This is a genomic window from Aquitalea sp. ASV11, from assembly GCF_016429185.1.
GTDB lineage: Bacteria > Pseudomonadota > Gammaproteobacteria > Burkholderiales > Chromobacteriaceae > Aquitalea > Aquitalea pelogenes.
Genome location: NZ_JAELUD010000039.1, coordinates 1 through 13,735, shown reverse-complemented (window position 1 = coordinate 13,735; position 13,735 = coordinate 1). Strand labels below are relative to the sequence as shown.

The window sequence follows — 13,735 nt, the reverse complement described above, 5'->3', positions numbered from 1 at the left end:
GCTTTTCAGTGTTTACCAGCGCAAATTACTTGGTGGTAACCTTAACGGCGTCGATTACAACATCAACACGACGATCCGGCTCGATGCAGGCCTTGATTTCAGCATTCTGCTTCTTGTTCTTGGCGTATTTCGGGAACTTGGCCTTGCACTCGTCAGTCATCTTGGCATCAGCCTTGCCCTTGCCTACGGCAGTAACCTTCTCAGCCGGTACACCAGCGTCAACGAAGTAAGCCTTAACAGCATCAGCACGCTTCTGGGACAGAGCGTTGTTCAGCTTGTCGGAACCCATGAAGTCGGTGTAACCGTCGATCTCAACACCATTCAGATGACCTTCGCCAGCGTGAGCCTTCAGCTTGGCAACCAGCGGATCCAGTTCGCTCTTGGCATCCGGACGCAGGGTAGCCTTGTCGAAGTTGAACAGTACCTTGGCGGACAGGGTTACATGTTCCTTCACGGAAACCGGAGCAGCCTTCGGAGCTTCAGCTACCGGAGCAGCCGGTTTGGCAGCTTCGCGATCACCACACTCAACCAGGCCTTCCTTGGCCTTGTCGAAGTAAGCGGTATGCCAGCATTCGCCGTAGTTGTTACGGGAAACGGCATCGGTGGATTGATCAACGGTGTAGCCCGGCTTAGCTGCGAACGCGCTAGCGGAAACCAGCAGAGCAGCAACCAAGGCGCTCAGTTTCAGCTGTTTAGTCATATTATTCCCTCTTTTATCTATGAATCGGTATTGATGCGGTTGACGCAAACACCACGCGGACAATTCTACTGCAAACAACAGGGTAAGCGCCAAACTGTGTTTATGCAGTTAACGGGCACTATAGAAATGCGTCTATCCGGTGTCAACACAGCACGACGGCAAAAGCAGCGGAATTGTTGCAGAAAAGCATCATAAATCTGCAGCCAGGCCGTCATTCTGTCTCATTCACACGACACTATCACTGAGATGTTACACGCCGACGAAACAGCGGAACAGGTTCCCTGTGTGTCGATTGGTAACGTTCCGTGAAGGTGTCATATCCGGCCAGCGCGCCATCAGTGTCCTTGCCATCCTTGATTTCGAAGGCATTGAAGCCGACTTGCCACAGATAGTGCAGCAAATCCACCCATACGTCGCCGAGCGCTCTTAGCTCACCGGCATAGCTGTAGCGCTCCCGCAACAAGCGACCGAGACTGTAACCGCGACCATCCGTAAAAGCCGGGAAATCGACCGCAACCAGAGGCAAGTCCGGCAAATCAGCGGCCAACAAGGCCGGATCGGCATCCGGAGCCAGCCACACTGCCGTTTTGCCAACCCGGCCCTGCCAGGCAGACTTGTCCGCCAGCCACAATGCAAGGGGAACGATCACATCGACATCCGCAGCCACTTGCGGGTATTGGCCTTGCTCATCAGCACGCAATACCTGCCAGCTGTCCTGCGTAATTTGTCCATCCTTAATGATGCTTCGCATACACGCGCTCCTTGAAGGGGTCGAGGCCGATACGGCGTACGGTTTCAATAAAGCGCTCTCCGTTCGTGCGCTGCTCCAGATAGACCGTCATGATTTTTTCAAAAGCCAGTGGCACATCAGCCTGGGCAAAGGAAGGGCCAATCACCTTGCCGATGGTGGTATGACTTCCCTGACTGCCGCCCAGCGTGATCTGATACCACTCCTCACCATTCTTATCCACACCAAGAATGCCGATATTACCGATGTGATGGTGACCGCAAGCGTTCATGCAGCCGGAGAAATTGCAATCAATCTCGCCGAGGTCGAACAGGTAATCAAGATCCTCAAAGCGGGTCTGGATGGCTTCGGCAACCGGAATGGAACGCGCATTGGCCAGGCTGCAGAAGTCACCGCCAGGGCAGCAGATGATGTCGGTGAGCAAGCCGATATTGGGGGTGGCAAAACCCTGGCTCTTGGCCAGTTGCCATACTTCATACAAGTCCCGTTCGCGTACATCCGGCAGGATCAGGTTCTGCTCATGCGCCACACGAAGCTCACCATAACCAAAGCGGTCAGCCCAGTCGGCAGCGGCGTCCATCTGCTCTGCGGTGATATCGCCCGGCGGTACGCCGGTCTTCTTCAATGACAGTACGACAGAACGATAGCCGGCCTGTTTGTGAGGACGGGTGTTGCGCTCCAGCCAACGGGCAAATGCAGGCTCTGCAGCCAGTTTTTCTGTCAGTTCCGGCGGATTGGACTGCAGCACGTCATAGGCCGGATCGGTGAAGTAACTGGCGTAATGGGCGACATCCGCATCCCGCAGGGTGGATGGGCCATCTTTCAGATGCAGCCATTCGTCTTCGACCTTGGCAGCAAAGCCCTCAACTGTCATGGCTTTGACCAGAATCTTGATCCGCGCCTTGTACTTGTTGTCACGACGACCAAAACGGTTGTAGACGCGCAGTACGGCATCCAGATAGGTCAGCAGATGGCGGGTGGGCAGGAACTCCTTTACCACTTCGCCAACAATCGGGGTACGCCCCAGGCCACCACCCACAATCACCTTGAAGCCGACTTCACCTGCCTCATTGCGCACTACATGCAGGCCGATGTCGTGTACTTGCGTTGCGGCACGGTCTTCCACGCTGCCGGATACGGCAATCTTGAACTTGCGCGGCAGGAAGGCAAATTCCGGGTGCAGGGTGCTCCACTGGCGGATGATTTCGCAGTAGGCACGCGGATCAAGCAATTCATCCTGGGCGACGCCGGCAAAGGCATCCGTGGTGGTATTGCGCACGCAATTACCGGAAGTCTGTATGGCATGCATTTCCACTTCGGCCAGTTCTGCCAGAATATCCGGCACGCGCGCCAGTTCCGGCCAGTTGAACTGGATGTTCTGACGTGTGGTGAAGTGTGCGTAGTTCCTGTCGTAAGTGCGGGCAATGTGCGCCAGCTTGCGCAGTTGACGGCTGGACAGGTGACCATAGGGAATGGCCACGCGCAGCATGGGCGCATGGCGCTGCACATACAGGCCATTCATCAGGCGCAGTGGGCGGAATTCGTCTTCGGTCAGCGCGCCGCTCAGAAAGCGCTGAGTCTGATCGCGAAACTGTTCAACTCTCTCGCGCACAATGCGATGGTCGACTTCATCATAACGGTACATGGTTGCTTGTCCTTGGGTAAGGTTGGCCTGGTAGGAACGGCCAGCCTTATGCTGGGCGCTTGAGAGGACTGGATTTGATGTGCAGTCCGCACTCTTTCGATTCCGGGTTTTCCCACCACCAGCGTCCGGCTCGCACATCTTCGCCAACGGTGATGGCACGGGTGCAAGGAGCGCAGCCGATGGAAGGATATCGCTGATCATGCAGGGCGTTGTACGGCACATCGTTGCTGCGGATGTACTCCCATACTTCGGCCTCGGTCCACTCGATCAGCGGATTGAATTTCATCAAGCCGTTGTCTGCGTCAAACTCCTGATTACCCAGGTCTTGCCGGGTGGGCGACTGTTCGCGTCGCAGGCCGGTAATCCATGCCGACTTGCCTGCCAGGGCGCGCTTCAGCGGCTCAATCTTGCGGATCTGGCAACAGGACTTGCGCAATTCAACGCTTTGATAGAAACCGTTGATGCCATGCGTGTTGACATAACTTTCGGTTGCAGCGGTTTCCGGGAAGTAAACCTTGACTGCTACCGCAGGATAACGCTCGGCTACCTGCTGCATCAGGGTATAGGTTTCGGCAGGCAGGCGACCGGTGTCCAGGCTGAACACCTGCAGCGGCAGGGACAGGCGGGCGATCAGGTCGGTCAGCACCATGTCTTCGGCACCATAGCTGTTGGCCAGCACTGCGTCCGGGTGTTTGGCGGCAATTTCGGTCAACAGGGCTTGAGTTGCTGCAAGTTTTACATCCAGGCTCATCGAGCGCTCCACGAATAGGTAAAGTCTGGCTAGGGCATCATCCTACCCAAGCCCTATATAAACCTAAAAGAATATTGTGTTAGTATTTAATGCCTACAGGTTTTATGGAATATGCCCGTCTTATGAAACTGCAACAGCTGCGCTATCTGGTCGAAGTGGCCAAACAGGGTCTGAACGTGTCCGAAGCGGCAGAGAAACTGCACACTTCGCAACCGGGCATTTCCAAACAAATCCGCTTGCTGGAAGACGAGCTGGGCATCCAGGTGTTCATCCGCAATGGCAAGCGCGTGGTTTCGGTATCCGAACCGGGCAAGGAAGTGCTGCGCATTTCCGAGCGCATCCTGCGCGAAGCGCAAAACCTGAAGCGCGTCGGGGATGAATTCTCGCGCGAGTCAGAAGGTGCGCTCATCATTGCCACCACCCACACCCAGGCACGCTACGCCCTGCCTCCCACCATTGCCGCTTTCGTGCAACGCTATCCCAAGGTGAAGCTGTCAATCAAGCAGGGTAGCCCCACCCAGATTTGCGAGATGGTGGTTTCTGGTGAGGCGGACCTGGCCGTTGCCACCGAGGGCATCGCTCTTTATAAAGAGCTGGCCATGCTGCCTTGCTATGAGTGGAACCGCTCGGTGGTTGTCCCGCAGGATCACCCCTTGTTGCAGCTGGATCGCCCGCTCACCCTGGCCGATATCGCCAGCTATCCGATTGTCACTTACGATTTTGCCTTCGCTGGCCGCTCCAAAATCAACAAAGCCTTTGCCGACCAGGGCCTCAGTCCCAATGTCGTGCTGACCGCCATCGATACGGATGTGATCAAGACCTATGTTGCCCTGGGCCTGGGCATCGGCATCATCGCCAGCATGGCATTCGAGCCCAATCGTGATGCAGGCTTGCGCATTATCGACGCAGGACATCTGTTCGAGCCCTCGACAACCAAGATAGGCATTCGCAAGGACGCCTATCTGCGCGGTTTTGCCTACACCTTTGTCGAACTGTTTGCACCGCATCTGCACCGCAGGGAAGTGGAAGCCGCCCTGCTTGCCCATGACACTGATCTGGACGATTAAGAGTCGCCAATAAAAATGCTGTAGCGCTACGTCATTTTGTTAGCCGCTCCAAACTGCAGGCCATCTGCCCCGACAAACAAACGCCCCGGCATGCCGGGGCGCTTTTGCTGCGTCGACCTGCTGCTATTTACAGCGTCAAACCGCCGGTTACTTCAATGGCGGCGCCATTGATGTAGCTTGCTTCGTCCGAGGCCAGGAAGGCATAGACGTTGGCAATTTCGGTCGGATCGGCCATACGCTTCATCGGCACCTTGTCTTCCATCGCCTGGATGACTTTTTCCGGCATGGATTTCAGGATGGGGGTTGCCACAAAGCCCGGGCATACGGCGTTGGCACGAATACCCTTCTTGCCCAGCTCCTTGGCCCAGGTTTTGACAAAACCGATCACGCCGAACTTGGTAGCCGCGTAGTTGGTCTGGCCAAAGTTGCCATATACGCCAACAACGGAGGAGGCGTTCAGGATCACACCGCCACCCTGTTCAACCATGGTATCCACCACGGCGCGGGCGCAGTTGTAAACGCCCTTCAGGTTGATGTCGATCACCTTGTCGAACTGGTCGTCGGTCATCTTGATCAGCTGGGCATCCATCACGATACCAGCATTGTTGACCAGCACGTCGATGCGGCCAAAACGGTTTTTCAGATCGCCAACCATATCGGCAATCTGCGCCTTGTCCGTTACATTGACCTGGTAGCCAACAGCTTCCCCGCCCAGAGCCTTGAGTTCTTCCACCACAACATTCACGGCATCGATGTTCAGGTCACAGACGGCAACAATGGCACCTTCCTTGACAAACTTCTCTGCAGTCGCCTTACCGATACCGCTGGCAGCGCCAGTGATGATGGAGACTTTCCCTTTCAATCGCATGGTTCTTCCTTCATTAACTTGAGGTTGCAGGCAACCCGGTGTCGGGTCGACTTTCGGGCTCCACCATCGACCCATTCAAGATCGGGTTCCTGTTTGGTCTTGTCGTTATTATGTTTTTGCTACAAAAAACGGGAGCATCGTGTGCTATTTTGCAGCGCAACACGATGTCGCACTGCAATATAGCGCACCTGCTCCCGTCGGTAAAGCAATCGCTCTAGCCCGCCTGTCAACAGGACAAAGGCATTGAATAAAGAGCGATTTCCGGCTTATTCCAGACCCTTGCTGGCCAGGTAGTCTTCGTAATTGCCGGTGTAGTAGTCATAACCACCCTTGCCATCCAGCTCCAGCACATGGGTAGCCAGCGAGCTGACGAACTGACGGTCGTGCGAGACGAAAATCAGCGTGCCCTTGTACTTTTCCAGCGCCATGTTCAGGGATTCAATCGACTCCATGTCCATGTGGTTGGTCGGTTCATCCATGATCATCACGTTCGGCTTTTGCAGGATCAGCTTGCCATACAGCATGCGGCCCTTTTCACCACCGGAGAGAACACGTACCGGCTTGGTCACCTCGTCACCGCCGAACAGCAGACGGCCCAGCGTGCCACGGATGACCTGCTCGTCGTCACCTTCCTGACCCCACTCGCGCATCCACTCGGTCAGGTTCATGTCGGTGTCGAAGTCGGCTTCGTGATCCTGCGCGAAATAACCGATCTGGGCTTTTTCCGCCCATTTGATATTGCCGTAGTCTGCAGTCAGTCCTTCGGCAAAAGCGGGTTCGAACGCACCAGCCAGCAGCTTGACCAGCGAGGTCTTACCCGCGCCGTTAGGGCCGATCACAGCCAGGCGGGCACCGGCTTCCAGAATGAAGCTCATGTCCTTGAACAGCACCTTGCTGTCGTAGGCCTTGCTCAGGTTTTCCACTTCAACGGCCTGACGGTGCAGCTTGAACTTGTCGTCGGTCTCGAAACGGATGAACGGGTTTTGGCGGCTGGAAGGCTTCACCTCCACCATTTCCGACTTCAACTTGTCCACCTGCTTCAGACGGGAAGTAGCCTGACGCGCCTTGGACTTGTTGGCCGAGAAACGGGCCACGAATTCCTGCAGTTCCTGGATACGTTCCTTGGCCTTGCTGTTGGAGGACAGCTGACGCTCGCGTGCCTGGGCCGAGGCAATCATGTAGTCATCATAATTACCCGGATAGATACGGATGGTGTTGTAGTCCAGGTCCGCCATGTGGGTACACACGGAATTCAGGAAGTGGCGGTCGTGGGAAATGATGATCATGGTGGAGTTGCGCTCGTTCAGCACATGCTCCAGCCAGCGAATGGTGTTGATATCCAGGTTGTTGGTCGGTTCGTCCAGCAACAGGATGTCCGGGTTGGAGAACAGCGCCTGCGCCAGCAGCACTCGCAGCTTCCAGCCCGGAGCCACTTCACTCATCGGACCAAAGTGCTGCTCCACCGGAATGCCCACACCCATCAGCAGTTCGCCGGCACGTGCTTCGGCAGTGTAGCCGTCGTATTCGGCAAACTTGGCCTCCAGCTCGGCCGCGTGCATGTAGTCTTCTTCGGTGGCTTCGAGATTGGCATAAATGGCGTCGCGCTCGCTCATTGCCGCCCACATCTCGGTATGGCCCATCATCACCACATCGATAACGCGCTGGTCTTCGTAGGCAAACTGGTCCTGACGCAGCTTACCCAGTCGCAGGCCGTTTTCAATGGCCACTTCGCCGCTGGTCTGCTCCAGGTCGCCACCCAGAATCTTCATGAAAGTCGATTTGCCGGAACCGTTGGCACCAATCAGGCCATAACGGTTGCCTTCGCCAAACTTGACGGAAACCTTTTCAAACAAAGGTTTCACGCCAAACTGCATGGTAATGTTGCTTGTCGTAATCACGCTTGGGATCCTTCAGCCAATCCAGCCGTAAGTATCGGAAAAACCGTGGATTCTAACACATCAGCACGACATTCCGGCGCTTGGCACCAAATGCAATGACATGCTTTTGACCCGTAGGGGAATTCCGCTACAATCGAAGACTTTGAATCCTCATCCCTAGATATAGGCAGAACTATGCTTACCGGTAGCTTGGTTGCCCTGGTCACCCCGATGTCCGCAGATGGTCGGGTCGACTTCGAATCCCTTTCCCGCCTGGTCGATTTCCACATCGACAACGGCACCAGCGGCATTGTTGCCGTTGGTACCACTGGTGAATCCGCCACCCTTGCCGTTGATGAACACATCGCTGTTGTCGAAGCGGTCATCAAACAGGCCAAGGGCCGCGTCAAGGTTATCGCCGGTACCGGGGCAAACTCCACCGCCGAAGCCATCGAACTGGCTGCCCATGCCAAGCAGGCCGGTGCCGACATGACCCTTTCCGTGGTGCCCTACTACAACAAGCCGACGCAGGAAGGCATGTACCGCCATTTCCGCGCAATTGCTGAAAGTGTCGACATTCCGGTAATCCTGTACAACGTACCGGGTCGTACCGTTGCCGACATGAACAATGACACCGTACTGCGCCTCACCGAAGTGCCCGGCATCATCGGGCTGAAGGATGCAACAGGCGATATCGGCCGCGCTTGCGACCTGATCAGCCGTGTCCCGAAAAACTTCGCGCTGTACTCCGGCGATGATGCAACCGGCATGGCATTCATGCTGTGTGGTGGTAATGGCGTCATCTCCGTCACATCCAACGTTGCACCGAAGCTGATGAGCCAGATGTGTGACGCCGCCATTGCCGGTAACGCGGCATTGGCACGCGAACTGAACGACAAGTTGCAAGGTCTGCACAAGCAGCTGTTTGCCGAACCCAACCCGATTCCGGCCAAATGGGTACTGCAAGAGCTGGGCATGATTCCTGCAGGCATCCGCCTTCCCCTTCATGTGATGTCGGACAGCCTGCGCCCGCAGCTGACGGCCGCCATGAAGCAGGCTGAACTCATTTAAACCCCCTGACGACAAGGGAGTCCGCATGAAACGAAGCGCGCCCGCCGCGATTCTGCTTGCAACCGGCATTCTCGCTGGTTGCAGCACCTCCAACCCGCTGGAAAAGAAACTGGACTACAAGTCCGCCGAACCGCCCAAAGCGGGCAACACCCTGGAAGTGCCGCCGGACCTGACCGCGCCGCAAATCCAGAACAAATATGTCATTCCGGCCACCGGCAGTGCTTCTGCCCTGGCCAACAGCAATACTGTGGCAGCCACCCAGCAAGCCGCCGCCGTTCAGGCTGCCGTGACTGGCAATACTGTCGCCGTCAACAGTATCGACAACATCACCATGGAACGCGCAGGCACCCAGCGCTGGCTTGAGGTGAAGGGCAAATCGCCCGCAGAACTGTGGCCGGTATTGAAAGCCTTCTGGCAGGAAAACGGTTTTGTCATCAAGACCGAAGAGCCTGACCTTGGCATCATGGAAACTGACTGGGCGGAAAACCGCGCCAAGCTGCCGTCCGATGGTATTCGCAAGCTAATGGAAACGGTTGGCCTGGGTGGCGCAATGTCCACACCGGAGCGCGACAAATTCCGCATCCGCCTGGAAAAAACCGCCAACGGCACCGAGATCTACTTCTCGCATCGCGGCATGTACGAAACCTTCATCAACGAAGGCAAATCGGACACCATGTGGCAGCCGCGTCCGGTTGATCCCAATCTGGAAGCCGAGCTGCTGGGCCGCTTCATGATCCGCATGGGTATCAACGAAGAGAAAGCCAAGGAAGCAATCAAGAAAACCCAGGTGGTTGCCGATAAGCCGAAAGACAGCATTGTTGATGGCAAACTCAACATCAACGACGGTTTTGACCGTGCCTGGCGTCGTGTAGGTCTGGCGCTGGACCGTATTGGTCTGGTGGTCAATGATCGCGACCGTTCACAAGGTATTTACTTCGTGAAACCCGCCAAGGGCGAACTGGACAAGGAAGAGTCGTCCAGCGGTGGTTTCTGGTCCGGCCTCGCTTTCTGGAAGAGCAAGGACGCCGATCAGAAAGCAAACTCCGGCGCTCCGGAATATCGCGTGGTGGTCAAGGAAGAAGGCAACGGTACCAGCTCGCTGGTGGTACAGAACAAGCAAGGTCAGGTTCTTTCCGACAGCTTTGCCAAATCTGTCCTGTCCAAATTGCAGACCGAGTTGCAGTAAGCAACTGCCGCAGCAGCAAAAAAGCCCGCTTCCGCGGGCTTTTTTCATTTCATTCCTCACATCGGTCATACAACAGCAAATGACGGACATAAAAAAACCGGCCGAAGCCGGTTTTTTGGTGCTTTCGCGCTGAATTACTGAGCAGCGGAAGCAGCCGGAGCAGAAGCAGCAGCAGCGGAAGCGTCAGCAGCCGGAGCGGAAGCATCAGCAGCCGGAGCGGAAGCGTCAGCAGCCGGAGCGGAAGCTTCAACAGCAGGAGCGGAAGCTTCAGCCGGAGCATCAGCCTTCTTACCGCAAGCGGACAGAGCAACGGCCAGCAGGGCAGCAACGAGGAGCGACTGTTTCATTTTTTCTTGACCTTTAAAGATAAGTTAACAAGACGTCAATTTAATCGCCCAAGCTGTATTTGGAAATGACTGGGCGACTGAAAATCTTTCAGTGCGCAAATTGTATCACGAAAAAAATTGCTGTGTAGGGGGGGAGAGTAGCAAAAATGCCACCAATCGCCCGGCAACCTTCCGCAGTGCAACATTCACGGCAAAATGAGCGTTTGAACGCCGATGCTTGCCGCTTGGATGCCTTGCCATGTGTACATTTGAACATCTGATGTGGTTATTTTGCTACAGACGGCGACAAATGCCAATATCCATCGAGATATCCTTCGTACAGCACACCCAATAACGACGGCCTGATGTCGGCTGCCGACAAATGGCGCTGATTGGCAAACTGTTGCCACACCGCAACATCAGCCGGTTCGATTTCGAGAACTTCGCCATTGCAATAGAACATTTCCTGATGGAACAGGATCAGGCTCTTGCGGTCCAGTTCGACGCCATGCCGGGAAACTTCATTGGCAAATTCGTCTTCATCCAGCTCGTCGTCAGGCGAATCGTAGAAGACATGTGGCTTAGGCTCAGTCAGGTAGTGACCCAGGAAATCGCTCACCGTGTCTTTGTTCCAGACAATCTGGCTGAGCATCTGGCTGACTTTTTCCACCATTTCTTCACTGATGCGGGCCGGATCAGGCTGGCGTTTCAACTCCGGGTCGGCATAGCGCCCATCAAGGCAGATGTGGTCTTGCAGATAAACCAGGAACTGCGTGGCCAGTTCCTGCGCCGGTGCCGCGCGAAAACCGATTGAATAGGTCATGCCCGGTTCGAGTGCGACGCCGTAATGCGCGCATTTGGGCGGCAAATACAGCATGTCGCCGTGCTCCAGCACGAATTCCTCTTCGACACGAAAATCCTGCAGCACGCGGATGGGGGCATCCGGGATGAAGTCGTCATCGGCCTGCGAGGAAATCTGCCAGCGCTTTTTGCCACCGACTTGCAGCAGGAATACATCGTAAGAATCGAAATGCGGACCGACCGTGCCACCCGGAGGTGCATAACTGATCATCAGGTCATCCAGCCTGGCAAACGGGATGAAATCGAATTGCCACAGAATCTTGTCGATATGCGGCAAATGATGATTCACATTCTGCACCAGTATGGTCCAGTCGGTTTCGCCCAGCTTGCGAAAGCGTGCCGGACGGAAAGGCCCGCGTTCCAGATGCCAGCGGCCATTGCGGTTTTCGATCAGGCGGGACTCGACATCCTCCTGCATCGCCAGCTCGGACAGACATTTGAAATCGACATGGGGACCGACATCAGTCAGTGCACCACGAATCAGCAAGGGCTTTTTTTGCCAGTATTCTTTGAGAAAGGCTTCTGGGGTAAGGCCACCCAGTAATGTCATCGGTTTCATGGCAGTTTCACGGGCTTGTGAGCCCTTCTATGGTTTACAATACGTTCAAGCGGCTGTTCCGCACCATTCCTTGCAGGAGAGGGAATTTCTGTGCTCCCTGCCTGTCAAGATTTTTCATTTCATCCCGGACAATTTCTGATGCAAATCGCCAAAGATACCGTCGTTACCCTCCACTACGAGATGTTCGACGCGGAAAACAACCTTCTCGACAAGACCGAAGAGCCGATTGCTTACCTGCACGGTGGCTATGATGGCATTTTCCCGCTGGTGGAAGAGGCCCTGCACGGCAAGAACGTTGGCGACTCTGTCGACGTCAAGCTGAGCCCGGATGACGCTTTCGGCGACCCGGAAGAAGAACTGGTTCGCGTTGAAGACCTGGACGTGTTCCCGGCTGACGTGGAAGTCGGCATGATGTTTGAAGCAGACGACCCGGAAACCGGCGACGTTCTGCTGTTCCGCGTAACCGACATCGCCGACGGCAAGGCCATCGTGGATGCCAACCACCCGCTGGCCGGCCAGACCATCCGCTTTGTTGCCAAGGTTACCGAAGTACGTGCCGCCAGTGCTGAAGAACTCAGCCACGGCCACGTTCACGGTGCACACGGCCATCACCACTAAGCAATAAACGGGCAATCGTTTCGTATTGCCTGACTGACACTGGCGCTTCCCTGTCTGGTAACGGACAGGCGAGGCGCCAGTGTCATTTTCAATGCCATCGACCTTGCCGATCGCGCGAATACGGCACTGTCGGTCTGCTGGTTGACGGGCAACAGCATGCCGTCAGAATCGCATTTGTCACTTGATACAGGGCAAAGGATGTCGATGATGGATAAAGCGTCCATCCGGCTGCGTCAGGGTGCTCTTGCCCATGCACCCTGAACGACAGCGACTTATGGTGCAGGCATCTGCCCCAGCGTGACACGATCCAGACCGGCCAGGTCTGCCAGGGTTTCAACTTGCTGCAATCCTGCTTGCCGCAGCAAGTCCCGCACTGCCGGGCCCTGATCATAACCATGCTCCAGCATGATCCATGCTCCAGCCTTCAGCCGGGACGGCGCACCGTCAATAATGGCGCGCAGGCACATCAACCCGTCAGCCTCATCAGTCAGGGCCATGCGCGGTTCGAAACGGACATCGCCCTCATCCAGATGGTGATCGCGCTGCTCGATATACGGCGGGTTGGAAACAATCAGGTCAAACTCCCCCTGCCCTGCCAATGGCTGATACCAGCTTCCCAGGTGGAACTGGACCTCGGCACCCAGCTGCTGGGCGTTGCCACTGGCAACCTCAAGTGCCGCTGAAGACAAATCCACCGCCTGTACCTGCCATGCCGGCGCTTCCAGCGCCAGGGTGATGGCAATGGCACCACTGCCGCAGCCCAGGTCCAGCACACGCTTTGGCTCAAGGGTGACCACGCGCTGCAAGGCGGCTTCTACCAGATGTTCGGTTTCAGGCCGGGGAATCAACACGGCAGGGCTGACACGAAACGGGCGGCCATAAAATTCGCGCTCGCCCAGCAAATAGGCCATCGGTTCGCCTTGCAGGCGGCGCTGTGCCAACTGCTCGAAACACACGGCTTCGTCTTCCGTGAGCGGCAGGTCCGGGTCTGCAATTATGCGGGCATGGGTCAGGCCTGGGCGGACATGCTGCAACAGCATGCGTGCTTCAAGATGTGGCAGGGGATGGCAGCGCAGTGCCTGTTCAAGTGTCAGCATGATTCATCATCAAAGCAGGAAAAGGGTGGCAAGACCAAGGAAAATGAAAAAGCCACCGGAGTCGGTACATGCGGTGATCAGCACGCTGGAACCCAGTGCCGGGTCACGTCCCAGCTTTTGCATCAGCGAGGGAATCAACACGCCCATGGTGGCGGCCAGCATCAGGTTGAGCGTCATGGCAGCCAGCATGACCAGTCCCAGTGACAGGCGGCCATACAGCATCCAGGCGATGAGGCCAATTGCGCCGCCCCAGATCAGGCCATTGAAGATGCTGACGCCCAGTTCCTTGCGCCACAAGCGCCAGGCCTGATTCACCTGCATCTGCCCCATGGCCAGGGCGCGTACGATCATGGTGATGGTC

General features: G+C 56.1%; 14 protein-coding genes. 4 read left to right on the top strand and 10 right to left on the bottom strand.

The genetic code is table 11. The features are described from left to right. Positions 1 to 25 precede the first annotated feature (25 nt). From JHD62_RS13190 to JHD62_RS13175, 4 genes are all read right to left on the bottom strand, one after another. Complete coding sequence (locus tag JHD62_RS13190; protein ID WP_062787473.1) at positions 26 to 700, bottom strand: OmpA family protein; 675 nt, start codon at positions 698 to 700, stop codon at positions 26 to 28. 238 nt (positions 701 to 938) lie between these two features. Continuing rightward, on the bottom strand, positions 939 to 1,451 hold the full coding sequence (locus JHD62_RS13185) for a DUF934 domain-containing protein (RefSeq protein WP_045847599.1): 513 nt from the start codon (positions 1,449 to 1,451) through the stop codon (positions 939 to 941). Beyond that, the gene (locus JHD62_RS13180) at positions 1,435 to 3,093 is read right to left on the bottom strand and encodes a nitrite/sulfite reductase (protein WP_199103278.1); all 1,659 of its coding nucleotides are present in this window, start codon (positions 3,091 to 3,093) and stop codon (positions 1,435 to 1,437) included. The genes JHD62_RS13185 and JHD62_RS13180 overlap by 17 nt, the downstream gene beginning before the upstream one ends. A gap of 46 nt (positions 3,094 to 3,139) precedes the next feature. Next, complete coding sequence (locus JHD62_RS13175; protein ID WP_045847601.1) at positions 3,140 to 3,844, bottom strand: phosphoadenylyl-sulfate reductase; 705 nt, start codon at positions 3,842 to 3,844, stop codon at positions 3,140 to 3,142. A 122-nt stretch (positions 3,845 to 3,966) separates the two neighbouring features. On the opposite strand from JHD62_RS13175, the gene cysB reads away from it, so the two are divergent. Next, positions 3,967 to 4,911: an HTH-type transcriptional regulator CysB gene (gene cysB / locus JHD62_RS13170; RefSeq protein ID WP_199103277.1), complete on the top strand. Its 945-nt coding sequence runs from the start codon at positions 3,967 to 3,969 to the stop codon at positions 4,909 to 4,911. Positions 4,912 to 5,038: 127 nt separating this feature from the next. Here cysB and fabG read toward each other — a convergent pair whose 3' ends face one another. Together fabG and JHD62_RS13160 are read right to left on the bottom strand one after the other, a co-directional pair. Continuing rightward, entirely contained in the window at positions 5,039 to 5,779 is a 741-nt protein-coding gene (fabG, locus tag JHD62_RS13165; protein ID WP_199103276.1) for a 3-oxoacyl-ACP reductase FabG, read from the bottom strand. A 266-nt stretch (positions 5,780 to 6,045) separates the two neighbouring features. Then, positions 6,046 to 7,677, bottom strand: a complete 1,632-nt coding sequence (locus tag JHD62_RS13160) for an ABC-F family ATPase (RefSeq protein ID WP_178972360.1) — start codon at positions 7,675 to 7,677, stop codon at positions 6,046 to 6,048. Between the two features lie 174 nt (positions 7,678 to 7,851). On the opposite strand from JHD62_RS13160, the gene dapA reads away from it, so the two are divergent. Together dapA and bamC are read left to right on the top strand one after the other, a co-directional pair. Continuing rightward, on the top strand, positions 7,852 to 8,727 hold the full coding sequence (gene dapA / locus JHD62_RS13155) for a 4-hydroxy-tetrahydrodipicolinate synthase (RefSeq protein WP_178972359.1): 876 nt from the start codon (positions 7,852 to 7,854) through the stop codon (positions 8,725 to 8,727). A gap of 25 nt (positions 8,728 to 8,752) precedes the next feature. Next, a complete protein-coding gene (gene bamC / locus JHD62_RS13150) occupies positions 8,753 to 9,913 on the top strand; it encodes an outer membrane protein assembly factor BamC (protein WP_199103275.1) in 1,161 nt (386 codons plus the stop codon). A 134-nt stretch (positions 9,914 to 10,047) separates the two neighbouring features. Here bamC and JHD62_RS13145 read toward each other — a convergent pair whose 3' ends face one another. After that, positions 10,048 to 10,260, bottom strand: a complete 213-nt coding sequence (locus JHD62_RS13145) for a hypothetical protein (RefSeq protein WP_045847607.1) — start codon at positions 10,258 to 10,260, stop codon at positions 10,048 to 10,050. Between the two features lie 265 nt (positions 10,261 to 10,525). Further along, entirely contained in the window at positions 10,526 to 11,659 is a 1,134-nt protein-coding gene (locus JHD62_RS13140; RefSeq protein ID WP_199103274.1) for a cupin domain-containing protein, read from the bottom strand. Between the two features lie 138 nt (positions 11,660 to 11,797). Here JHD62_RS13140 and JHD62_RS13135 point away from each other — a divergent pair, with 138 nt between their 5' ends. Further along, positions 11,798 to 12,277, top strand: coding sequence for a peptidylprolyl isomerase (locus JHD62_RS13135; RefSeq protein WP_045847609.1), 480 nt, complete (start codon positions 11,798 to 11,800; stop codon positions 12,275 to 12,277). Between the two features lie 272 nt (positions 12,278 to 12,549). On the opposite strand, the gene prmC is transcribed toward JHD62_RS13135, so the two are convergent. Next, positions 12,550 to 13,371: a peptide chain release factor N(5)-glutamine methyltransferase gene (prmC, locus tag JHD62_RS13130; RefSeq protein ID WP_370541059.1), complete on the bottom strand. Its 822-nt coding sequence runs from the start codon at positions 13,369 to 13,371 to the stop codon at positions 12,550 to 12,552. 12 nt (positions 13,372 to 13,383) lie between these two features. Then, positions 13,384 to 13,735: magnesium transporter (locus JHD62_RS13125; protein WP_199103272.1), on the bottom strand; the 352-nt coding region annotated here is incomplete at its 5' end.

Coding starts and splice junctions, on each gene's coding strand:
- bamC (WP_199103275.1), top strand. CDS start 8,753: ATGAAACGAAGCGCGCCCGCCGCGATTCTGCTTGCAACCGGCATTCTC.
- JHD62_RS13140 (WP_199103274.1), bottom strand. CDS start 11,659: ATGAAACCGATGACATTACTGGGTGGCCTTACCCCAGAAGCCTTTCTC.
- JHD62_RS13145 (WP_045847607.1), bottom strand. CDS start 10,260: ATGAAACAGTCGCTCCTCGTTGCTGCCCTGCTGGCCGTTGCTCTGTCC.
- JHD62_RS13190 (WP_062787473.1), bottom strand. CDS start 700: ATGACTAAACAGCTGAAACTGAGCGCCTTGGTTGCTGCTCTGCTGGTT.
- JHD62_RS13180 (WP_199103278.1), bottom strand. CDS start 3,093: ATGTACCGTTATGATGAAGTCGACCATCGCATTGTGCGCGAGAGAGTT.
- fabG (WP_199103276.1), bottom strand. CDS start 5,779: ATGCGATTGAAAGGGAAAGTCTCCATCATCACTGGCGCTGCCAGCGGT.
- JHD62_RS13175 (WP_045847601.1), bottom strand. CDS start 3,844: ATGAGCCTGGATGTAAAACTTGCAGCAACTCAAGCCCTGTTGACCGAA.
- dapA (WP_178972359.1), top strand. CDS start 7,852: ATGCTTACCGGTAGCTTGGTTGCCCTGGTCACCCCGATGTCCGCAGAT.
- cysB (WP_199103277.1), top strand. CDS start 3,967: ATGAAACTGCAACAGCTGCGCTATCTGGTCGAAGTGGCCAAACAGGGT.
- JHD62_RS13185 (WP_045847599.1), bottom strand. CDS start 1,451: ATGCGAAGCATCATTAAGGATGGACAAATTACGCAGGACAGCTGGCAG.
- JHD62_RS13135 (WP_045847609.1), top strand. CDS start 11,798: ATGCAAATCGCCAAAGATACCGTCGTTACCCTCCACTACGAGATGTTC.